We start from the raw sequence: 20,404 nt of genomic DNA on the forward strand, positions 1-20,404 counted from the left end.
GCGTGCTCCTACCGTTGTCCTCACCAGACGACGAGGAGGGCAGTGAGATGGCCGGTAGCAAGGGGATTCGCCAGTTCCACCGCGTGGTGAGCATGGTCTTCATGGCCACCGTGGTGTTCACCGCGGTCGCGCTCACCGTGAACGCCGAGGCGATCTGGGTGTCGTACGTGCCGTTGCTGCCGCTGTTCGTCCTGATGGGGACGGGCGTCTACATGTGGTTCCTGCCGCAGCTCGCCCACCGCCGAGCCCGCAGGGCGACCGCCTAGCCGCCCAGGCCGTGCCGCAGGGGTCGCGCCTCAGCCGTTCAGCCGCGCCCGGATGTGGTCGAGGGTGGTGTTGAGCGCCACCCCGTACACCGCGATCCGGCACGCCAGCCGCCACAGCGTCGCGTCCGTCGGCGCCACGGCGAGGCCGACCACGAGCTCCCGCACGAGCCGCCGGGTCTGCGCGACCAGCACCCCGACGCTCTCGGTGATCTCGCCGAACGCCGCCGACACCGAGCTCAGCCCGCGCAGGGCCTCGACGTTGTGGCTCATCAACCGGACGTGCTCGTCGGCGCCGGTCCACTCCGGCACGTCGAGCTCGAGGAACTCCTCCAGCTCGTCGGCCATGGCCTGCTGCTCGACCGCGATGTTGTACCAGGTCACGGCATGTGCGGCGACCACGTCCGGCAGCCCGGTGAGGTCGTCCAGCACGTCCCGCAGCGGCGCGATCCGCTCCAGCGCGGCGGTGGTGGCCTCCTCGACCGGCGCGACCAGCGAGGGGATCGCCGCCTCGCGGACCGGGTCCGGTGCGGGCGCACGCACGCCGTAGAGGTCGTAGAGCCCGGCCACGATCAGGCGGAGGTTCTCCTCGACGTACGCGACCAGCTCGTCCTGCCGGGCGTGCTTCTCCAGGACGGGGTGGATGATCCACCGGCACAGCCGGCCGTAGACGGTCTCGTCGCCGACCACGACGGCGCTGGCCTCGTGCACGGCCGCGAACCGCAGGCGCACGGCCTCGACCCGGCCGGCGTGGCGGACGATCTGGCCGGTCACGCGCCTCCCTCTGATCACCTGAGAGCGCAGGCTAGCAGCGTTAGGGTTGAGCCCATGGGGGACAACGAGAACACGCCGCACGTGATCCCGAACAGGTTCGCACACGACATGGGATCGATCGGGAAGCCGGGCTGCCGCTGCTTCACGCCGCCGAACCGGCTGCGGCTGGAGTTCCACGACGACGTGCAGGACGTCGAAGCGCCCGGCTGGCACAGGATGCTGGAGCTGATCGACGAGGCGGCCGCCGACGGCAGGACCGAGTTCGCGCCGTTGCGGGAGATGAGCCAGGACGAACAGGCTCAGCTCGTCACGTTGCCGCCGGAGATCGCGAAGCTGACGGCCGTCACCCGGTTCGTGCTCTACGGGTCGAACCTCGTGCGCATCCCGCCGGAGATCGGTGCGATGACGAGCCTGGAGGTGTTCGACCCGTACACCTCCTACCGGCTGCACTGGTTCCCGTACGAGATCACCCGCTGCACCCGGTTGCGGGACAGCACCGTCAGCACGCGCGCCCTCTACGGCAACGTCAAGTTCCGGCCGCCGTTCCCGCCGACCGGCGACGCGCCCGGTGACGTGACCTCGTGCAGCGTGTGCACGAACCCGGTCACCGAGCCGCACCAGGTCTGGATCACTCTGCGCGTCGCCACGGACCACCTGCCGCTGCTGGTCAACGCCTGCTCCGCCGAGTGCGTGGCCGCGCTCCCACCACCGAGCGAGAACTACCCGTCCGCACCGCACAGAGGCGGTCCGGGCGTCCGGCAGCCCAAGCCGTACCACTGACCAGTTCGGCGGCGTAGGCCCGCAGCAGCCCGTGCAGCACGTAACGGCCGGGGCGGCGTTCGATCAGCAGGTGCGCGCGGGCCAGTTCCGCGAGCAACGGCCTGGTCCCCGGCGCCCCGGCCGCGGTGATCTCCTCGTCCGCGTCCAGGCCGAGCAGCCGGAACAACCGCGCCGCCTCCTCGCTCAGTCCGGCGCAGGACTCGGCGAACGCCGTGCGCAGCGTCGAGTCGCCGCCGTCGAACGCGTCGAGCCCGTCCGCCAGTTCCGCCGCCACCTCCCCCGGCTCGAACCCGCCGCACGCCAGCCTGGCGGCCACGGCGGTCAGCGCGAGCGGCAGACCCGCGCAGCGCGTGACGATCTCGTCCACGGCCTCGGTGTCGGTGAGCCGTTCCGCGCCGAGACGCAAGGCCAGCAGCGCTCGGGAGTCCTCAGTGGACAGCAGGTCCACGGCGACCGGGTGCGCGCCGTCCGCCGCCACCAGCCCTGTCAGCCGGTCCCGGCTCGTCACCAGCACCAGCGACCGGGGAAAGCGCCGCAACAACGGCCGGACCTGGTCGGCGTCGCGGGCGTTGTCCAGCACGACGAGCATCCGTTCGCCCGAGGCGGAGACCTCGGAGGTGCGCAGGTCGACGTGCAGCTGCCCGCCGGGGAACCAGTCCGCCACCCGCCGCGCCCAGTGCAACGCCAGCGCCGACTTGCCCGCCCCCGCCGTTCCGGTCAGCACCACGAGCGGCCTTCCCACCAGGGCGTCCAGCGCGGCGAGCTCCCGTTCCCGTCCGGCGAACGGCGCCGCGGCCGGCAGGCGGGCGGGCAGCGGCAGGTCCGCGGTGAGGATCCCCTGGTGCAGCGACCGGAGTTCGGGTCCGGGATCGGCGCCCAGCTCGTCGGCGAGCCGCACCCGGATGCCGTCGTAGCGCAGCAACGCGTCGGCCTGCCTGCCGCTGCGGTACAACGCCAGCATCACCTGCGCCGCCACCCGTTCGTCCAGCGGGAACGCCGCCGCCGTCGCCTCCAGCTCGGCGAGCAGCTCGGCGTGCTTCCCCTGCGCCAGAAGCAGATCGTTGCGGTCGAGCGTGGCGGCGAACCGGCGTGCCACCGCCGCGGCCCGGACGTCCGCCAACCAGGGTGTGTCCACAGTGGAGAAAGGTTCGCCCCGCCACAGCCCGAGCGCCTCGTCGAGCAGGCGCAGGGCGTCGGCGGACGACCTGGCCTCGCGCACCAGGGCGTCGAACCGGTGCAGGTCCACCGACATCGGGTCGGCGGTCAGCACGTAACCCCCTTGCTTGCCAACGATCCGCACGCCGTCGGTCAGCACCTGTCTCAGCCGCGACACGTACCCGGCGACCGCGTTGCGCGCCCGGTGCGGCGCCCGCGTTCCCCAGACGCGGTCCACCAGCACGTCGACCGGCACCAGCCTGCCCGCCTCGACCAGCAGCACCGCCAGCACGCCGCGCTGCCGGGCGTGGCCTGCGTCCACCAGTTCTCCGCCGACCCGGACCTCGACGTCGCCGAGCAGTCCGAACTCCACGCCACACTCCCCCTGACCAGCCGATCACATGATTGCCGAATCCCCGCCGAACACCGGGAGGAAATGCTCGTCCACGACAGATCGGACGCAGGGATCCGATCGTCGGCAGACCTTCGGAGGGCACAATGTCCAGGACGCTTCTTCGCCGCGCGGGCGCCGTGATCGTGATGACGGCCGCCGCACTGGCGTTCGCCGGCGCGGGGACCTCGTCCGCGGCCGTCACCTACGACCTGCTCCGCAACTCCAACAGCGCCAAGTGCCTCGACGTCGCCGACGGCAGCCGCGACAACAAGGCCGCGATCGTCCAGTACTCCTGCGACGCGTCGAAGAGCCACCAGCAGTGGACGCTGGAGCAGGTCGGCGACGGCAGCGGCGCCGTGCGGATCAAGGCGGCCCACAGCAGCAAGTGCGTCGACATCTGGGACTCGAGCCAGGACCCGACCGCCGACGCCACGCAGTACACGTGCAGCGCCACCAAGTGGAACCAGCAGTTCCTGGTCGAGACCACGGCCTCCGGCACGATGAAGTTCCGCGCCCGTCACAGCGGCCTCTGCCTGGAGATCGAGGGCCGCGACTTCAGCAACAAGTCGAAGCTGCACCAGAACACGTGCGCCACGCACCGCGCCCAGGAGTTCACCATCGGCTGACCGCTCCTCCGCCATTCGGTGTCCGGCTCGTAGGCTGTCGGGCACCGGTGGCGAACGGGAGGTCGAACGGTGGCAGGCGAGACGGTGGCCGAGCTGATGGCCGAGCTGGCCGCGCTCGAAGACCCGAGGATGCGCGCGGTCAACGAGAAGCACGGCGACGACCACGGCGTGAACCTCACGAAGCTCCGCGCGGTCGCCAAGCGGCTGAAGACCCAGCAGGACCTCGCGGTCGAGCTCTGGGCGACGGGCGACACGGCCGCGCGCCTGCTGGCGTTGCTGATCGTCCGCCCCAAGGCGTTCGCGCAGGCCGATCTGGACGCCATGCTGCGCGAGGCCAGCAGTCCCAAGGTGCACGACTGGCTGGTCAACTACGTGGTCAAGAAGTCGCCGCACACCGAGGCGTTGCGCGTGCTGTGGTTCGCGGACGACGACCCGGTGGTCGCGAGTGCCGGGTGGGCGTTGACGGTCGACCGGGTGGCGAAGCAGCCGGAGGGGCTCGACCTCGACGGACTGCTCGGCCGGATCGAGAAGGACATGAAGGACGCGCCGCAGCGGCTGCAGTGGGCGATGAACCACTGCCTGGCGCAGATCGGGATCGAGCGGCCGGAGTTGCGGGCGCGGGCGCTGGAGATCGGCGAACGCCTCGAGGTGCTGAAGGACTACCCGACGCCGGCCGGCTGCACGTCGCCGTTCGCTCCGATCTGGATCAACGAGATGGTGAAGCGCAAGGGATAGCCGCGGACCTAGAGCCAGCCGCGTTCCCGGGCCGTGTTCGCGGCCTCCGACCGGTTGCGCGCCCCCAGCTTGGCCATCGCCGTCGACAGGTAGTTCCGGACCGTCCCCTCGGCGAGGTTGAGCCTGGCCGCGATGTCCGCGTTGCTCGCCCCGGTCGTGACCTCCTGCAACAGCTCGCGTTCCCGCGGCGTCAACGGGTCCGCGCTGTCCCACGCGGCCATCGCGAGCTCCGGCGCCACCACCCGCTCGCCCGCGTGGACCCGCCGCAACGCCGACACCAGCTCGGCGATCGGCGCGTCCTTCAGGACATATCCCGCGACGCCCGCGTCCATCGCCCGGCGCAGGTAGCCGCTGCGCGCGAACGTCGTGATGATCAGGACCCGCGTCCGGTCGCCCCGCTCGCTCAACGCCACCGCCACGTCGAGGCCGGTGCGGCGGGGCATCTCGATGTCGGTCAGCAGCACGTCCGGGCGGTGTTCCGCCACGGCCGCGAGAGCCTCGTCGCCGTCCCCCGCCGTGGCGACGACCGTGACGTCCGGTTGAAGATCCAGCAGCTGCGCGAACGCGCCGCGCACCATCGCCTGGTCCTCCGCCAGCACGACCCTGATCACGTGGCCACCTTCAGCGGGACGGCGATGGTGACGGTGGTGCCTGCCGACGCGGTGCGCGCGACCAGGCCGCCGAGCGCGGCGATCCGTTCGCGCATGCCCGTCAGGCCGTTGCCCTCCGGCGAATGGCCGCCGACGCCGTCGTCCGCGACCACCAGCCGCAGTTCGCCGTCGCGGGCCTCGATCCCGATGTGGCACGTCCTGGCGCGGGAATGCCGGGCCACGTTCGTGACGGCCTCCCGCAACGCCAGGGCGAGCTCGTGCTCGGTCGAGCCGACGATCACCAGGTCCGGGTCGCGGCGCACGACGACCTCCACGCCCAGGCTCGCCAGCGCTGCCCGCGCGGCCTCCAGCTCGGTGTCGAGCGACGCCGTGCGCCACCCCGTGACGGCGTCGCGGATCTCGCCCAGCGCCGCCCGCGCGGTCCGTTCGATCTCGGCGGCCTCGTCCTGCGCGCGACCGGGATCGGCGGCCACGAGCTGCGCGCGCACGATGATCGCGGTCAGCGTGTGGCCGAGCAGGTCGTGCAGGTCGCGGGCGATGCGTTCGCGTTCGGCGAGGGTGGCGAGGTGCTCGATCCGGGCGTTGCGGATGCGCAGGTCCGACCGCTCGCGCTCGCGTTCCGCCCAGTCGACCTGCACGATGCCGATCAGCCACAGGAAGACCAGCGACGGCAGCAGACCGTAGATCCGGTACGGCAGCTCGACCGTCGACACCACGCCGAACAGGCAGATCAACGCCGTCAGCGCCACGAACCAGCGCATCGCCACCCGCCGCGACTCCGCGAGGCCCGCGAACACCCCGGCGTAGACGAAGAGCACGGCGGCACCGGTGTTGAACGGCGTGACCAGCGCGCCGAGCACCACCGTCGGCACCAGGCACCGCCAGCGGATCAGCTCAGGACGGTGCCACGACAGCACGTACATCGGGACGAAGGCCACGACCACGACGGCGACGAGCGCCCAGTCCACCCAGTCCGTGGCCGGGTCGAAGATCGGTGCCCACAGCAGGTTCCCCAGGTAGATCAGGTGCACCCAGCGCGAGAATCCCACGACTTTTCTCATGACCGCGCATGACGATACGACACGCCCGCGGCCACCGCAGCCACCGCGGTGAATGCCAGCAGCACCAGCACGTGCGTGAGCACCGGACCGCCGTTGAGCTGCGCACGGGCCAGTTCGGCCAGGTGGTAGTTCGGCAGGAACGCCGCGATGTCGCGGAAGAACGACGGCATGATGTCGAGCGGCATCCACAGTCCGGACACGACGGACGTCGGGATCATGATCGCGTTCAGGATGGCAGCCCCCGCGCCCGCCTTGACCTGGAACCCGATCGCGAGGCTCAGCAACGCGAACGGCAACGAGCCGACCACCAGCACGGCGCCGAGCCTGAGCAACGACAACGCCGACGCGTTCAACGAGCCGCTCAACGCCGCCGTGGCCGTCATCGCGACCAGCACCCCGGCCGCGTAAGGCAGCGCTGCCACCACCTTCGCCGCCAGCGTCACGCCGATCGGCACCGACGACACCTGCTTCGCTCGCAGCCAGCCGCGTTCCCGGTCTGCCGCGACGCCGAGGCCGGGGTTCATCAGCACCACCGAGATCACGCCGAACGCGCCGAACGTGGCGATCATCTGCGTGCCCGCGGACAGCCCGCCGTCGCTGAACTTCCCGAACAACGACACGAAGAGCGCGAAGAACGCCACCGGCATCACGACCGAGAAGAACAGGGCGGCGGGTTCGCGGACGATACCCCTCAGCTCGTCCGCGACCTCCACCCCGAAGACCTGCCTGGTCATGCCGCACCCCTCTCGATCAGTCCCGCCACCGCTTCCTCCAGCCCGGCACCCTCGACCCGCAGGTCGGTGAGTCCGGGATCCTCCACGAGCAGCACCCGCAGCAGCGCCTCCGGCGTGCGGGTGCCGAGGTGCACGTGGTCGCCGTCAGTGCGCAGCGACACGACACCCGGCAACGCTTGGAGCCGTTCCAAGCCCAGCCCCGTCCGGGCGATGACCGTGCGGTCCGGCAGCCGCGCGACGAGTTCGTCCGGCGTGCCCTGGGCCATCACCCGGCCGCGGTCGAGCACGACCACGCGGTCCGCGACGGCCGACGACTCCTCGATGAGGTGGGTCGTGAGCAGCACGCCGACCCCGCGCTCGCGCCGTTCGGCGAGGATCTGCCAGAACCGCTTGCGCGCCGGCACGTCGAGGCCCGCCGTCGGTTCGTCCAGGACCAGCAGCCGCGGGTCGCCGACCAGCGCCATCGCGAGCTGCAGCCGTTGCTTCTGCCCGCCCGACAGCTTCACCGCACGCCGTCCGGCGAGGTCCGTGAGGTCGAGCTCGGCCATCACCGGGCCGGCCGCCGACCTGGGCCTGCCCGCGCGCACCGCGGCCCCCGTGACCAGTTCGGACACCTTCAGCGTGGTCGGGAACCCCAGCGACTGCTGCACCACCCCGAGCTGCCGCCGCGTCGCCGCGACACGCGGGTCTCCTCCTCCGACGCGCACTGACTCGCCGTGGTGCGGCAACAGTCCGACGATCTGGTTCACCAGCGTCGTCTTGCCCGCGCCGTTGGGCCCGAGCAACGCCACGCACTCCCCCGCGCCGACGTCGAGATCGACGCCGTCCAACGCTTTGGTGGCGCCGTAGTTGTGTCGCGCCCCTCTGACTTCGAGCACCGTTTCCATGGCTCAAAGCCTGGTCGCAGCGGCCTTCGCGCAGTAGTGAAGCGGAGTCACGAGGTCCGGATGACAAATGTCATTCGGGACGGACGGCCTGCGCCCTCGGGTACTTGCGGCCGGGGATCGGGGCGGGCGAGCCGGTGAACGACACGGGCGTGCCGGCGAGCAGCAGCGTCAGCCCGTTCGGCAGTTCGTCGCGCGAGACGAACCACGAGCCGCCGCGGCTGTCCGTGATGAACCCGTGCGCCTGCCCGGTCTTCCAGCTGGCGACGGTCCCCTTGCGCCGGCCGCGCGGCGCTCCGACCGGGGACGCGACGGCCTGCGACGAGCGCACGAAAGCACGCCTGAGCGGGTAGTCGGCCTGGTCACCGGGGGCGAACAGCGAGTCGAAGCCGGGCGTGAACGGGGTCGCGGCCCGCAGCGGCGCGGCCGTGCGCGGAGTCCACGCGGGAGGCTTCTCGATGGTCTGGATGTCGACCACCGGGACGATCACGTGCACGCCACGTCCGGTCAGCCGTTGGGCCAGGGGCGAGAAGTCCGAGTCACCCGTGAGCAGGACCACCCAGTCGAGTGGCACGGTCATCGCCCGGTCCCACGCCTCCAGCGCGAGCAGGACGTCGACGCCCTTCTCCTTGCCGTTGTGCAACGGCAGGTCGTGCCGCGTGATGCCGGCGGCGGCCAGTGCCCGGTCGAACGACTCCGCCGGGGTGTCGATGCGGCCGCGGACGTAGTGCGCCTCGGCGACCACGCACTCGTCCAGCGGACGACCCGTCTCCTTGTGGACGTACCAGCGCAACGCGTCGTGCAGGCCGTCAAGAGAGATGCGCGCTCCCCTGGGGTGCGCGGTGGCGTAGAAATCGCTCAGGTAGGCGAACCACGTGCCGTCGTAGAACACTCCGATCCGGACGGTCTCACCCACCCGCCGAGATTACTACTTCCTCTCGAAGGTGGAGTGACCAGGCGCGACCGGGAGCTCCAGCAGCTGGTTCGCGACGTCCAGGAACTCACCGCCGCACTGCCACATCGCGAGGTCGGGGTCCACGACGAACGGATCGGCGGGGTCCGCGTTCTGCTCGGCGACGCGGTAGGCCAGCGCCTCCGACTCCGAGTACGCGAGCACCGTCTCGTTCGTGCCCTTCCACACCCGTCTGAACATCACGGCGTTGACGCAGGTGAAGTGATCACGCACGACCGTCCGCTGAAACCCGCGACGCAGCAACAACTTCATGCATTCCTCGACGCTGCTCACAGTCGTCGATCCTGCCTGGGCGCAGGCGTGCACCCCACCGTGTATCACTCGATAGGGTCAAAACTTTCGGGCACGTGCACAACGGGGCCATCCCTCTTTCGTGCAGAGAACCAGACCGGAACGGGCTATCGCGCACACCCACCGGATGCGCAAGCCTCTGGCGGGTGGTCGACATCCCCGCCCCGAGGCCCGACGCCCCGCTCTACGACCGTGCCGCGACGCAGATCCCGCGCATCGCCGAGAAGGTGCTGGAGGCGTTCTTCGCGCGTTCCGCCACCTACCGGCAGCTGCCGCACCAGCTCGTGGACCGCGAGATCACCGAGGCCGTGACCAGGCACCTGCAGGTCTTCCTGCGCGCGTTGCGGGAACAGCGGCCGCCCGCACCGGAGGAGCTGGACATGCAGATCGCCACCGCCGTGCGGCGCGCTCAGCAGGGCGTTCCGCTCGACATCGTGCTCAGCACGTACCACGTGGCGGCGACCGTGGGCTGGGAGGCGATGGCCGCCGTCGCCGAGCCGGACGAGATCCCCGACCTGCTGGCGACCGTGCCCGCGCTGCTGCGGTACCTGAGCGTCGCGGTGCCCGCCGTCGCCGGGTCGTACCTCGGTGAGCAGCAGGCCCTGCACGCCGAACGCCGCGAAGCCGGCCGCGCGCTGGTGGCGGCGTTGCTGACCGGCCGGGAAGCCGAGCCGTTGGCCGAACGCATCGGGCTGGAGCTGTCCGGGCATCACGTCGTCGTCGCCGTACGGGTCGATGCACCTTCCGTTGCCGATGGTGCCGACGCACGGTTGGCCGTTCATGGACTCGTGCGACGCCTACGAGCCGAACTGCCCAAGCACGCCCTCTCGGCGTTGGACCACGACGGCGGCACCGTGCTCCTACCTACTACGGCCGATGCCGTGGACCTGGAGATGGACGCGGCCGCCGACCTCGTCCGCAACCTCCTCACCGCTGCCGGCACCAGCCTGACCGGCGGCATCGCGGCGGCGGAGAGCCGCGAGGAGATCCCGGCCGCGGCCAGGCAGGCGGCGGACATCGCCGAGCTCGCCCAACGACTGGGCCGCGCGCCCGGCGCGTACGTGCTGGACGACGTGCTGCTGGAGTACCAGCTCTGCCGCCCGGGCCCCGGCCGCAAACGCTTGGCACGCGTGATGGACAGCCTGTCCGAGCACCCTGACCTGCTGCACACGTTGCGGGTGTTCATCAACAGCGACCACAACCGCCACCGCACGGCCGACGAGCTGCACCTGCACCGCAACACCCTGAACTACCGGCTGCGCCGCGTCGCCGAGCTCACCGGCTACAACCCGGCCGACCCCACCGACATCAGGCTGCTCTCGGCGTCGTTGATCGTGCACGACCTCCGCGCCTGAAACGGCTGCAAGGCGAGCGCACCGGAGTGCGCTCGCCTTCACGGATTCAGCGGGTCAGTCGCCGTACGGGTTCTGCACCGAGACGTGCACGTGGTCGTAGTGACCGGCCGTCACGCCGTCGACGTTGTAGTTGCGCCAGCCCTCGGACGCGCGGGCGACGCTCCAGATCTTGCCCTGCCAGATGACGTACCGGACGTCGAGCTTCGAGGCGTGCTTCTGCAGCCAGTAGGCGAGCTTCCAGCCCTGCGCCTTCTGCGCCGCCGTCGGGTAGGTGCCGATCGCGTTGGAGATCGTGCAGTCGAGCGCGTTGCCCGTGTTGTGGTTGCTGGTCGACGACTCGTAGCTGCGGTAGTCGCCCACCCAGCACTGCTTCTCGCCGGTCTTCGAGGCGATCTGGTCGTCGATGAACTGCGTGCGCTTCGTCGCCTGCGGCGCGCGGGCCGTGGCGGACGGGTGCGGGTTGGTCTCCGGCGCGGGGTAGGTGCCCGGCGACGGGTCGGGGTCGTTGCCGGCGTCACCGATGCGGTGCGAGGCGTTCTCGTTCTTGAGCTCGGCCTTCAGGTTGCCCTTCGCACCGGCGGCGAACGTCTGCTTCGCACCACCGTAGTTGCTGTTGTAGAACACGGTGACGGCCTTGCTGGTCTTGTTCCAGACCGACGCGGCGTTGTTCTTGACGCAGACGCCCTGCCCGTTGCCCGCGCTCTTGAACTCGTAGCAGCTCGGCTGCGAGTCACCGTAGTCCGCGATCGAGTCGGAGAAGTCCGACACCGACCCGGCCTGGTCGCTGTTGTAGAACAGGCAGAACTCGCCCGTCTCGCAGGACCCGTTCCGGTCCGTCGCCGCGTTCGCGACGCCCGCCCCGAACGACGCGCTCACCAGCGCGCCCATCAACGCCACAAAGGTCATTTTCTTCAGCACGGGACCGAGGATTCCGAGCCGCGCTGACATCCCGCTGACACCGGCAGCAACCGATCTGTCAGGGCGCCTACTCGCAGGCCACACCGTCACCGTCGCGGTCGAGCTTCGAGCTGTAGCCCGGCTGACCTCGGTAAAGCGGTGCCGCTCCCGCCGCCTTGGCCGCCGCGCAGTTCGCGTAGTACGCGGGTGCGGGCGCAGGTGGCGCCGGTGCGGGTTCCGGCTTGGGCTGCGGCGCGGGCTGCTGCACCACCGGCGGTGCCACGACCGGCGCCGCCTTCACGTCGAGCCCGCCGCACGACGGACCCCAGAACCCGGTGGACGCCGCCTTGGCCGTCGCCTGCGCGGTCTGGACCGCCGTCTCCGCCCCGTCGATCGCCCGCCCGACGCCCTGGCTCACCGCGAGCACGGCGTAGTCGGTGCCGTCGGGCAGCACCAGGCTCGACGCCGCCACCTGCACGGGCTTGCCCACCAGCGTCTTCGTCGCGAAGTCGACGGCGGAGGCCGCCCAGCACTCGCCGGGTTGCGCGAGCCCGGACACCAGCACCTTGGTGCCGTTGGACAACATCACCGTCCGGCCGTCCACAACGGACTCCACCGTCACCGGCGGCGCGGTGGTCGTCGTCGTGGTGGTGGTCGTGGTCGTCGTGGCGGACGACGAGGAGAGGCCGGCGGCGAGCGGGGCAGGTTCCGCCGTGCCGCACGCGGACACCACGAGCACGGCACCGGCCGCGAGCGCGGCTCCCTTCGACAGTTGCGTGAAAACGGTCATGGCCGCCACATCGTGACGGCGGCAAGTCGTTGTTACACAAGTCCATTCGACTGGGCATAAAGCGCGGCCTGGGTCCGATCGCGGAGTCCGAGCCGCCCGAGAATGCGCGAGATGTGGTTCTTCACCGTGCCCTCCGAGAGGTGCAGCCGGTCCGCGATCTCCCGGTTCGTCGCCCCGGACGCGACGAGCCGCAGCACCTCGACCTCCCGCACGGTCAACGGTTCGCGCTCCCCGCTCCGGTCCAAGGCCGCCGCCAGCCGCAGCGCGGCGGCCGGGTCGAACTGGGCCACCCCGGCCGCGGCGAGCTTCACGGCGGCCGCAAGCTCCTGGGACGGCAGGTCCTTCAGCAGGTAGCCGGTGGCGCCCGCACGCAACGAGCGCACCACGTAGTCCTCGTCGTCGAACGTCGTCAGCATCACCACGCGGCACGACGGCGCGCGGCGGCGCAGCACCGCCACCGCCTCGACGCCGTCCATGCCGGGCATCCGCACGTCCATCAGCACCACGTCCGGGGTCAGCAGGACCGCCTGCTCCACCGCCTCGTGCCCGTCGGCGGCGGTGCCGACGACCTCGATGCCGGGTTGGAGACCGAGCAACGACGCGATGCCCTCGCGGATCAGGCGCTGGTCGTCGACGACCAGCACGCGCGTCACGCCGGCCCCGGGATCGTCACGGTCAGCACCGTTCCGGCCGGTGAGCTGGCCAGGTCGACGCGGCCGCCCGCGAGCGCCACCCGTTCCCTCATCCCGAGCAACCCGAACCCCTCCGCCGCCGCGCCCATACCCCGTCCATCATCGGCCACGGTCAGCGACGCGCACTCGGAACCCAGGTCCACCGCGACCCGGATGTGGGACGCGGCGGCGTGCCGGCGGGCGTTGGTGATGCCCTCCTGCGCCGCGCGGTACAGCGCGTGCAACGCGCCCGTGCCAAAGGAATCCGGCGAACCGCTGACCGTCAGCGTCACGTCCCCCGCGGCCAGCTCCTCCAGAGCGGACGGCAACGAGAACGACCGCAGCGACCGCACCGACTCGCGCACCTCGCCCAGCGCCCGCCGCGCCGACCGTGAGGCGTCCAGCACCGCGGCCTTCGCGACCTCCGGTTCGCGGTCGTGGAACGCGGAGGCCTTCTCCAGCTGCACCACGATCGCGGTCAGGTGGTGGCCGAGGTCGTCGTGCAGGTCCCGCGCCACCCGAGCCCGTTCCGCCGCCGCCGACAGCTCGGCGATCGTCCGTTGCGACTCCTGCAACCGGACGCGCCCGTCCCGTTCCCGCACGGCCACCGCCGCCATCGTCAGCGTGAGCACCAGCCCGACCACGAACATCACCAGGTCGGACGTCTGCTCGAGGTGCGCGTACCAGTCCGGCGTGCTGACCAGCGCGACCGCGAAGCACGCCAACGCCAACAGCACCGCCACCGGCAGCCCGAACGCGAAGTAGGCCGTGAAAGGCACGAGCAGCAACAACAGGCGCGCGAGCCCGGAACCGTCCACAAAGGCCAGTCCGACGTACAACGCGGTGCGCAGCAACAACAATCCAGCGGCCACCCGCCGAGGCGTGCGCACCGGGTAGGACCGGAACTCGGCGGCGTCCACGGCCACCAGCAACGAGATCCCGCCGACCAGCCACGGCAGCCGGGTGTCCCCGAGCCCGGAGAAGTACGCGTAGACCCCCGCGACCAGCACGGCGGCGCACATCACCGGCGACACCCAGAACGCCGGCCGCGAAGTGTTCATGCCGCTCAGGCTAGTGCCGGACGGGCGGACCAGACCGAGCGCGACAGCCACACCAGCACCACCGCGCACGCCACGTGCACCAGCGCGGACACGGGCGTGTCCGGCAGCACCGCGAACACCGCCAGCAGCACGAACCCGATCCCGTACCCCCAGGAAGGCACGACGGGGAACACCTTCGCGCGCACCATGGTCACCGAGAACAGCACGCTGCCGACCACGAACGACAACGACCCGGCCTTCAGCGCCAACGCCGTCACCGGCGCCACCGGCCCGCTCCCGAAGAAGATCACCAGGTTCAGCGCGAACGCCACCCCGGTGAACACCCCCAGCCCCAGCATGTTCGCGGCGAACGCGAACGCCCCGAACCGTCCCGACGCGTGCGCCTGATGGCCGTGCAACGCGAGCACGGCCGGCGCCCCGAAGGCCGTGCCCAGCCCGATCACCGCACTGGTGAACGCCGTCTCGCCGGTGAAGGCCTCGACGGCCCCCGGCACCCCGATCGACAGGGCGAGCACGATCCCGCACACAGCCCCGAACCTCGGCAAGAAGATCCTGTTGTCCGTCACGTCAACGAACCTACGAAGACATCACGAGCGCTCGGAAGTCCCGACCGGCCAAGAAGAACGCCGGAAGTCACCCTCTCAAGAGTGCCGATCGGCACGTACCTCCGGCCGGCGTTACCTGCCCGCCGCGTGATCACTATCCACAAAGGATGATCATTCGTGCGGTTCCGCCACCCCGTGCCTGGCCACGAGCGCGGCGCCGATCGAGGCCAGGTGGTCGAGCACGCCCGCCGGCCCGGTCACCTCGACCCAGTCGACCAGCCCGGCGAGCTCACCGGCCAGCGCGTACTCGCTGTACCCGCGGATCACGACCTCGACGCGTCCGTCCACCGCGGCCCCCACCTCGAGCCGGTCGCCGACCACCATCCTGAGCAGCCCGGTCGCGTGCGGCACGCACAGCGCCCGGACCTCCACGGGCGTGCGCCTGCGGTCCACCTCGTCGGCGATCGCGCGCCAGCTCTCGGCGAGGTCGAAGCCCTCCGGCCGTTCCACCGGCTCGCCGGTCGGTTCCGCGAACGACACGCGATCGATCCGGAACGTCCGCAGGCCGTCCGCGGTGTCGCAGACGAGGTACCACCACGTCCCCTTGGCGACGACGCCGAGCGGATGCACGGTCCTGACGCTCTCGGCGCCGGCGCGGTCGACGTACCCGAGCCGCACCCGCACGCCCCGGATCACCGCGTCCTGCACCGCGTCGAGGAACGCCGGCGGCCGTTGCTCGACCCGGCTCGCACCCCACCGCTGCGGATCCACGACCAACGACGCCGACGCCGTCTCAGCCTGCCCCCGAAACGGCTCCGGCAAGGCCTGCACGAGCTTGCGCAGCGCCGCCTTCACGGCCGGCGTGGCAGCAGAAGCCTGCCCCGCCACCAGGAACAACGCGCGTGCCTCACCGGCGGTCAGCCCGGACAGGTCGGTCCGCGCCCCACCCACCAACCGCCACCCACCACCCCGCCCCTGCACGGAGTACACGGGCACCCCGGCCATGCCCAGGGCGTCCAGGTACCGGCGCGCGGTCCGCTCGGAGACCTCCAGCTCCTGGGCGACCTCCGCCGCCGTCACCTGCCCACGCCGTTGCAACAACAGCAGGACAGCCACCAGCCGATCGGTTCCCACAACACCGACACTCGCACGAAAACCGGTCACGAGCTGACCGGTTTCACTCCGCAAGATCGCTCCATGACCTTCCCGGAACCGACCATGATCCCCGTCAACGGCGTGGAGCTCGAAGTCTTCGAAGCAGGCACCGGCAAGCCCGTCGTGCTCTGCCACGGCTGGCCGGAACACGCCTCCACCTGGCGCCACCAGATCCCCGCCCTGGTCGCCGCCGGCCACCACGTCATCGCCCCGAACCAGCGCGGCTACGGCAACTCGTCCCGCCCGGCCGAGGTCACGGCCTACGACATCGAGCACCTGACCGGAGACCTCGTCGCACTCCTGGACCACTACGGCTACGACGACGCCACCTTCATCGGCCACGACTGGGGCGCGTACGTCGTCTGGAGCCTCGCCGTGCTGCACCCGGCCCGCGTGGACAAGGTGATCAACCTCAGCCTCCCGTACCCCGACCGCGAGGCGATGCCGTCGATCGACTTCATGGAAAGCGTGCTCGGCAGCGACTACTACTTCGTCCACTTCAACCGCCAGCCGGGCGTGGCCGACGCCCTGTTCGACGCGAACACCGCTCGCTTCCTGCGCAACCTGTACAGCGAGCCAGCGGCCGGCACGCCGCTGATCGACCTCGCAACCGCGCAGACCGTGCCCGGCAAGCCCGTGCTGAGCGACGACGACCTGGCCGTCCTCACCGCCGCCTTCACGTCGTCGGGCTTCACCGGCGGCATCAACTGGTACCGCAACTTCGACCGCAACCTGCGCCTGCTGGCGGACGCGGACCCGATCGTCCACCAGCCCACGCTCATGATCTACGGCGCCCGGGACACGATCCCTCCGTCGCCGAACCTGACCGACTTCGTGCCCAACGCGGACGTGCTCAGCCTGGACTGCGGCCACTGGATCCAGCAGGAGCGGCCGGAGGAGACGACCAGAGCGATCCTCGACTGGCTGGCCCAGCCGCGCTGACATCTCCTGCTCGACCGCTGACGGGGTCTGATCACCTGATCAGACCCCGGACACGGGTTCAGCGGTGGAAGCGTCGCATCATGAACGCCACCGCGACCGCCACGACGACTCCGGTCACCACATAGGTCCACGGCGCTTCAACGTCGAGCAGCGCCAGCGCGATGCCCACCACACTGCCGAGCGCGAGCAGACCGAGCACCGCGACAGCCTGCGGATTGCCTTTCAGCACGAGGATTGCTCCTTTCGTTGACCGAACTAGTCGATGATCACAATCCAGATACCGATGCCGAGAGCGACCGTGGTGCCGTAGAGAGCTCCCGCCGCAGCTCCTCCCGGACAGCCCGCCGTGGCCACCACGCAGCCCACCACGCCGCCGACAGCGGCACCGACAGCGACGGTGTCCGCGATCGTGCCCAGGTCGGACTTCAGATCGTTCACGCTGTAGGCGCCGGTCGGGTCGATGTTGTTGATGGGGTCGGACTTGCCGTACGCGTACAGGTTGCGTTCCTGGCCGGTCGGGTCCGGCGCGGTGAAACGCCCCCACGTGGAGTTGTAGTAGCGGTGGCCGAACAGCGTCAGGCCGCCCTTGAGGGTGTAGCCGCCGACGTAGCGGAACGGGTTCGTGGCCGCCGCCGCGCCCGTGCTGGTCGCACCGCCGTACGGGGTGTACGTGTGGCTGGCGGCCAGCGTGCCCGTGGTGTCGAGCAGGGCCAGGACGCTGCCCTGGTGGTCGGTGATCAGGTTGTGGCGGGTCGTGCCCGACTTCTCGGTCACCAGCCTGCCGTCCGGGTCGCGGGCGACGCTGATCCGCGTGTTGTCCACGTTGACCGTGCTCGTGCCCAGCGCGGTGTGGGTGAACGTGTGCGTGGTCGAGACGCCGCCGACCTTCTCGGTGATGGTGCGCGGCTGGGTCTGGTCGATGGTGTCGTAGGAGGCGGAGAAGGTCTGTGCGCCGTCGGTGACACCGCGCAGCATCTGGTTGGTCGGCGAGTACTCGTAGGACGTCGACGGGTTGGACACGCCGGTGATGTTGCCCGCGGTGTCGTAGCTGAGGTTCGTCGCGCCGACCGAGGTGAGCTGGTCCGCGCCGTTGACCGTGTGCGCGGTGCCGCCGAGGTTGGTGATGTTGTCTGACTTGTCCACCGCGAACGTCGTGGAGCCGGCCTTGCTCAGGTGCCGCAGCGCGTCGTAGGTGTACGCGGTGGTCGTGCCGGCGATCGTCTTCGACTGCATCTTGTCGCTGTCGGCGCCGGCGGCGGTGGTGAAGCTGTACTCGGCTTTGAGCAACTCGGTACCCGCGGTGTTCTTCACGATCAGGCTGGTCAGCCTGTTGGCGTTGTCGTAGGTGTTGGTCTGCGTGCCCGCACCGGGGAACGTCGTCGAGGTGCGGTTGTCCGCGGCGTCGTAGCCGAACGTCGTCGTCTGCCCGAACGGGTCCGACAAGGACGTCAGGCGGTTCGCGGCGTCGTAGCCGTAGGTCGCCGTGCCCGCCGGGTCCTTCAACGACGTGAGGTTGCCCGCCTTGTCGTAGCCGTAGGACACCGTCTCGGTCGATGCGCCCTGCGTTCGCACCGCCGAGATGACCTGGCTGCCGGTGGGACGCGCGTCGTGGTCGAACCGGCTCGTCACGCCGCCGTGGGAACGCGCGCTGAGGTTGCCCAGCGCGTCGTAGGAGTTCGTCTGCAGAACGGTGCCGCCGGTGCTCACCGACACGACGCGGTCGAGCTTGTCGTAGCCGTAGTCGATCCGCTTGTTGTTGCCGTCGGTCACGCTGGTGATGCGCGACAACGAGTCGTAGGTGTAGCGGGTGACCCCCATCGGCGCGGGCGGCGTCACGCTGGTCGGGTTTCCGGCCTGGTCGTACCCGAACCTCGTCACCTGGCCGTTGGCGTCGCGCACGGTGTCCAGCAGCGCCTTGGAACCGGTGTAGGTGCGGATCTCCAGGTCCGCGGCCAGGGGCGTGGAACGAAGCTTCGTGAGGTTGCCCGCCGAGTCGTACTCCCTCGTCACCTCGTTGCCCGCCGGGTCCTTGACCGACGTCGGCAGGTTGGGGTGCGCGGTGCTCGTGTAGCCCGCGACGGTGGCCGCGCCCGTGGGCAGCGTCGTGGAGATCAGGTTGTTCAGCGTGTCGTAGGTCGCGGTGGTCGAGTTGCTTCGCCCGTCCGAGGTGGTCTGGACGTCGCTGTTGGCGGTCCAGGTCTTGGACCGGGTGTTGCCGAGCGCGTCCTTGGCCGAGATCTGCCGGTGGCTGCTGTCGAACGTGTAGACGGTCTTGTTGCCGTTCGGATCGGTCTGGGTGGTCTTGGTGAACGGTTCGGTGTACTCGAACAGGGTGTCCACCCCGCCCGTACGCGTCGGCGTGGTCACCTTGGTGACATCGCTGTTGGTGTAACCGAAGCCCCACGTCCGTCCGGCCTGGTCGACCAGTGACGTGATCCAGCTGCTGCCGGCGGTGCGGCGGAACTTCACGACCTTCCCGTCGCGGTCGCTCAGCTGCGTTAGCCGGCCGTCGGAGTCGAAGGAGTAGTCGCCGACGACGGTGCCGCTCGGGTCCGTGACGCGCGTGATGTTGCCGCCGCTGGACTGGAACGTGGTGACCCTGCCCTGCGAGTCGGTCAGCGAGGCCAGCGTGCCGTCGGGCTGGTAGTGGTAGGTGATCGCGTTGCCGTTGCGGTCCTTGCGGTTGAGCGGCCAGCCGTCGGAGTTGAACGCCCACGTCTCACCGGTCTTGACGAACTTCGCGGTGTAGGAGCCGTCCGCGTTCTTCGTCATCGTCGCCGCGACCCCGTTGCTCGCGGTGCCGAAGGTGCCGTCGGCGTTGCGGGGGAACTCGACGCAGCCGCCGCCGTCCACGGGCATGTGCAGCTCGGTGAACGACAGGTCGAGCGCCATGTCCCGGCCCGCGTTGAGATGCCACTTGTCGTCGTAGCCGTAGGAGTGGCGCAAGGTCAGATCGATGCCGGTGCCGCGGATCGTGAGGTCCCGGTGGTCGATCCAGAGGTTGCCGTTGGCCAGGTTCACACCGAACTGGAGCCGGTCGCTGACCTGGAACCGTTCGATCGGGTAGTCCGGCAACACCGCCCAGTCCGAGGACCGGCACGGTGACCAGCGCCGAACCCCGGCCGCGCCGGGCTGATCCGCAGCCGGCCTGGCACGGCCCGCGGGCGGCGCCCCACCCACCGCGGTCCGGTTCGCCGCGCCCGGCGACCACACCTGCCCCACAGCGGGCGCGGGCGATGCCGAAGAAGCCGGCAGTACAGCGGGAACCGTGGCGCTCAACGCGACGGCCACACTCACGGATAAAGCGCGCAGCACGAAGCGGCGCACTGGTGAAGTGCGTGACAAAGTCTTGTTCCCCTCAGTAAAAACATCCCCAGAACGGGGACCCCCCGGTCCCCGCGCATCCCCAGGTACACGGTGCGGCGCGCAGCCAAACCCGCAGGGGAGAACAAGACCCGATCGGCCTAGCGAACTGTCGATGGGAGAGCCACCGTCCACTTGGGCCGAAAAAGCAGAATCGCCCGCCGATCTGCTTGCGCAGTTCAGCGGGCGATTCTCATGCTGTATTGAATTGTGGAGCTGAGGGGACTCGAACCCCTGACCCTCACACTGCCAGTGTGATGCGCTACCAGCTGCGCCACAGCCCCTTGAAGGTCCACGTTCCCGGCGGGTTTCCCCGTCGTTCTCGTGTGGCAATACCGTACATC

Annotated in this window: 22 protein-coding genes and 1 tRNA gene; 6 read left to right on the plus strand and 17 right to left on the minus strand. The window is 70.3% G+C overall.

Annotated elements, in window-relative coordinates:
• Positions 1-47 precede the first annotated feature (47 nt).
• Entirely contained in the window at positions 48-266 is a 219-nt protein-coding gene (locus ACQEU1_RS20630; protein WP_433204009.1) for a hypothetical protein, read from the plus strand.
• A gap of 30 nt (positions 267-296) precedes the next feature.
• Here ACQEU1_RS20630 and ACQEU1_RS20635 read toward each other — a convergent pair whose 3' ends face one another.
• Positions 297-1,037, minus strand: a complete 741-nt coding sequence (locus ACQEU1_RS20635; protein ID WP_433204012.1) for a hypothetical protein — start codon at positions 1,035-1,037, stop codon at positions 297-299.
• A gap of 54 nt (positions 1,038-1,091) precedes the next feature.
• On the opposite strand from ACQEU1_RS20635, the gene ACQEU1_RS20640 reads away from it, so the two are divergent.
• A complete protein-coding gene (locus ACQEU1_RS20640) occupies positions 1,092-1,817 on the plus strand; it encodes a leucine-rich repeat domain-containing protein (protein WP_433204015.1) in 726 nt (241 codons plus the stop codon).
• On the opposite strand, the gene ACQEU1_RS20645 is transcribed toward ACQEU1_RS20640, so the two are convergent.
• Complete coding sequence (locus ACQEU1_RS20645) at positions 1,705-3,345, minus strand: BTAD domain-containing putative transcriptional regulator (RefSeq protein ID WP_433204018.1); 1,641 nt, start codon at positions 3,343-3,345, stop codon at positions 1,705-1,707. The two genes, ACQEU1_RS20640 and ACQEU1_RS20645, sit on opposite strands and share 113 nt — an antisense overlap.
• A 125-nt stretch (positions 3,346-3,470) precedes the next feature.
• Here ACQEU1_RS20645 and ACQEU1_RS20650 point away from each other — a divergent pair, with 125 nt between their 5' ends.
• The gene (locus tag ACQEU1_RS20650) at positions 3,471-3,992 is read left to right on the plus strand and encodes an RICIN domain-containing protein (RefSeq protein WP_433204021.1); all 522 of its coding nucleotides are present in this window, start codon (positions 3,471-3,473) and stop codon (positions 3,990-3,992) included.
• Between the two features lie 69 nt (positions 3,993-4,061).
• Positions 4,062-4,727, plus strand: coding sequence for a DNA alkylation repair protein (locus tag ACQEU1_RS20655; protein ID WP_433204024.1), 666 nt, complete (start codon positions 4,062-4,064; stop codon positions 4,725-4,727).
• A gap of 8 nt (positions 4,728-4,735) precedes the next feature.
• On the opposite strand, the gene ACQEU1_RS20660 is transcribed toward ACQEU1_RS20655, so the two are convergent.
• The 6 genes from ACQEU1_RS20660 to ACQEU1_RS20685 all read right to left on the minus strand — a co-directional run bounded on the left by ACQEU1_RS20660 (position 4,736) and on the right by ACQEU1_RS20685 (position 9,242).
• A complete protein-coding gene (locus ACQEU1_RS20660; RefSeq protein WP_433204027.1) occupies positions 4,736-5,338 on the minus strand; it encodes a response regulator in 603 nt (200 codons plus the stop codon).
• A complete protein-coding gene (locus ACQEU1_RS20665) occupies positions 5,335-6,399 on the minus strand; it encodes a sensor histidine kinase (protein ID WP_433204030.1) in 1,065 nt (354 codons plus the stop codon). Before ACQEU1_RS20665 ends, ACQEU1_RS20660 begins: the two co-directional genes overlap by 4 nt.
• Positions 6,396-7,133 (minus strand): ABC transporter permease, encoded by a 738-nt coding sequence (locus tag ACQEU1_RS20670; protein ID WP_433204033.1) that lies wholly within the window; start codon positions 7,131-7,133, stop codon positions 6,396-6,398. Before ACQEU1_RS20670 ends, ACQEU1_RS20665 begins: the two co-directional genes overlap by 4 nt.
• Complete coding sequence (locus ACQEU1_RS20675) at positions 7,130-8,020, minus strand: ABC transporter ATP-binding protein (RefSeq protein ID WP_433204036.1); 891 nt, start codon at positions 8,018-8,020, stop codon at positions 7,130-7,132. Before ACQEU1_RS20675 ends, ACQEU1_RS20670 begins: the two co-directional genes overlap by 4 nt.
• 70 nt (positions 8,021-8,090) lie before the next feature.
• Positions 8,091-8,933: an NYN domain-containing protein gene (locus tag ACQEU1_RS20680; RefSeq protein ID WP_433204039.1), complete on the minus strand. Its 843-nt coding sequence runs from the start codon at positions 8,931-8,933 to the stop codon at positions 8,091-8,093.
• Positions 8,934-8,945: 12 nt separating this feature from the next.
• Positions 8,946-9,242 carry a hypothetical protein gene (locus tag ACQEU1_RS20685; protein ID WP_433204042.1) on the minus strand — a complete coding sequence of 99 codons (297 nt, stop codon included), beginning with the start codon at positions 9,240-9,242 and terminating at the stop codon, positions 8,946-8,948.
• A gap of 185 nt (positions 9,243-9,427) precedes the next feature.
• Here ACQEU1_RS20685 and ACQEU1_RS20690 point away from each other — a divergent pair, with 185 nt between their 5' ends.
• Positions 9,428-10,636: a PucR family transcriptional regulator gene (locus ACQEU1_RS20690; RefSeq protein WP_433204045.1), complete on the plus strand. Its 1,209-nt coding sequence runs from the start codon at positions 9,428-9,430 to the stop codon at positions 10,634-10,636.
• 54 nt (positions 10,637-10,690) lie between these two features.
• On the opposite strand, the gene ACQEU1_RS20695 is transcribed toward ACQEU1_RS20690, so the two are convergent.
• From ACQEU1_RS20695 to ACQEU1_RS20720, 6 genes are all read right to left on the minus strand, one after another.
• Positions 10,691-11,554: a peptidase inhibitor family I36 protein gene (locus ACQEU1_RS20695; RefSeq protein ID WP_433204048.1), complete on the minus strand. Its 864-nt coding sequence runs from the start codon at positions 11,552-11,554 to the stop codon at positions 10,691-10,693.
• 67 nt (positions 11,555-11,621) lie between these two features.
• Positions 11,622-12,323 (minus strand): excalibur calcium-binding domain-containing protein, encoded by a 702-nt coding sequence (locus ACQEU1_RS20700; RefSeq protein WP_433204051.1) that lies wholly within the window; start codon positions 12,321-12,323, stop codon positions 11,622-11,624.
• Positions 12,324-12,355: 32 nt separating this feature from the next.
• Positions 12,356-12,976, minus strand: a complete 621-nt coding sequence (locus ACQEU1_RS20705) for a response regulator transcription factor (protein ID WP_433204054.1) — start codon at positions 12,974-12,976, stop codon at positions 12,356-12,358.
• Entirely contained in the window at positions 12,973-14,055 is a 1,083-nt protein-coding gene (locus tag ACQEU1_RS20710; RefSeq protein ID WP_433204057.1) for a sensor histidine kinase, read from the minus strand. Before ACQEU1_RS20710 ends, ACQEU1_RS20705 begins: the two co-directional genes overlap by 4 nt.
• A gap of 5 nt (positions 14,056-14,060) precedes the next feature.
• A complete protein-coding gene (locus tag ACQEU1_RS20715) occupies positions 14,061-14,621 on the minus strand; it encodes a hypothetical protein (protein WP_433204060.1) in 561 nt (186 codons plus the stop codon).
• A gap of 150 nt (positions 14,622-14,771) precedes the next feature.
• Positions 14,772-15,734, minus strand: coding sequence for a helix-turn-helix transcriptional regulator (locus tag ACQEU1_RS20720; protein ID WP_433204063.1), 963 nt, complete (start codon positions 15,732-15,734; stop codon positions 14,772-14,774).
• Between the two features lie 63 nt (positions 15,735-15,797).
• On the opposite strand from ACQEU1_RS20720, the gene ACQEU1_RS20725 reads away from it, so the two are divergent.
• Entirely contained in the window at positions 15,798-16,697 is a 900-nt protein-coding gene (locus ACQEU1_RS20725) for an alpha/beta fold hydrolase (RefSeq protein ID WP_433204066.1), read from the plus strand.
• 58 nt (positions 16,698-16,755) lie between these two features.
• On the opposite strand, the gene ACQEU1_RS20730 is transcribed toward ACQEU1_RS20725, so the two are convergent.
• The 3 genes from ACQEU1_RS20730 to ACQEU1_RS20740 form a co-directional block, all read right to left on the minus strand.
• A complete protein-coding gene (locus ACQEU1_RS20730) occupies positions 16,756-16,926 on the minus strand; it encodes a hypothetical protein (protein ID WP_433204069.1) in 171 nt (56 codons plus the stop codon).
• 26 nt (positions 16,927-16,952) lie between these two features.
• Complete coding sequence (locus ACQEU1_RS20735) at positions 16,953-19,994, minus strand: RHS repeat-associated core domain-containing protein (protein WP_433204072.1); 3,042 nt, start codon at positions 19,992-19,994, stop codon at positions 16,953-16,955.
• Positions 19,995-20,271: 277 nt separating this feature from the next.
• A tRNA-Ala gene (locus ACQEU1_RS20740) sits at positions 20,272-20,344 on the minus strand.
• Positions 20,345-20,404 lie beyond the last annotated feature (60 nt).

This window comes from Lentzea sp. CA-135723, assembly GCF_050936595.1.
Taxonomy (GTDB): domain Bacteria; phylum Actinomycetota; class Actinomycetes; order Mycobacteriales; family Pseudonocardiaceae; genus Lentzea.

Bases quoted from the DNA above. Each gene is read 5' to 3' on its own strand.
- ACQEU1_RS20630 (WP_433204009.1), top strand. From the start codon at position 48: ATGGCCGGTAGCAAGGGGATTCGCCAGTTCCACCGCGTGGTGAGCATG.
- ACQEU1_RS20640 (WP_433204015.1), top strand. From the start codon at position 1,092: ATGGGGGACAACGAGAACACGCCGCACGTGATCCCGAACAGGTTCGCA.
- ACQEU1_RS20650 (WP_433204021.1), top strand. From the start codon at position 3,471: ATGTCCAGGACGCTTCTTCGCCGCGCGGGCGCCGTGATCGTGATGACG.
- ACQEU1_RS20665 (WP_433204030.1), bottom strand. From the start codon at position 6,399: ATGAGAAAAGTCGTGGGATTCTCGCGCTGGGTGCACCTGATCTACCTG.
- ACQEU1_RS20670 (WP_433204033.1), bottom strand. From the start codon at position 7,133: ATGACCAGGCAGGTCTTCGGGGTGGAGGTCGCGGACGAGCTGAGGGGT.
- ACQEU1_RS20675 (WP_433204036.1), bottom strand. From the start codon at position 8,020: ATGGAAACGGTGCTCGAAGTCAGAGGGGCGCGACACAACTACGGCGCC.
- ACQEU1_RS20685 (WP_433204042.1), bottom strand. From the start codon at position 9,242: ATGAAGTTGTTGCTGCGTCGCGGGTTTCAGCGGACGGTCGTGCGTGAT.
- ACQEU1_RS20700 (WP_433204051.1), bottom strand. From the start codon at position 12,323: ATGACCGTTTTCACGCAACTGTCGAAGGGAGCCGCGCTCGCGGCCGGT.
- ACQEU1_RS20710 (WP_433204057.1), bottom strand. From the start codon at position 14,055: ATGAACACTTCGCGGCCGGCGTTCTGGGTGTCGCCGGTGATGTGCGCC.
- ACQEU1_RS20725 (WP_433204066.1), top strand. From the start codon at position 15,798: ATGACCTTCCCGGAACCGACCATGATCCCCGTCAACGGCGTGGAGCTC.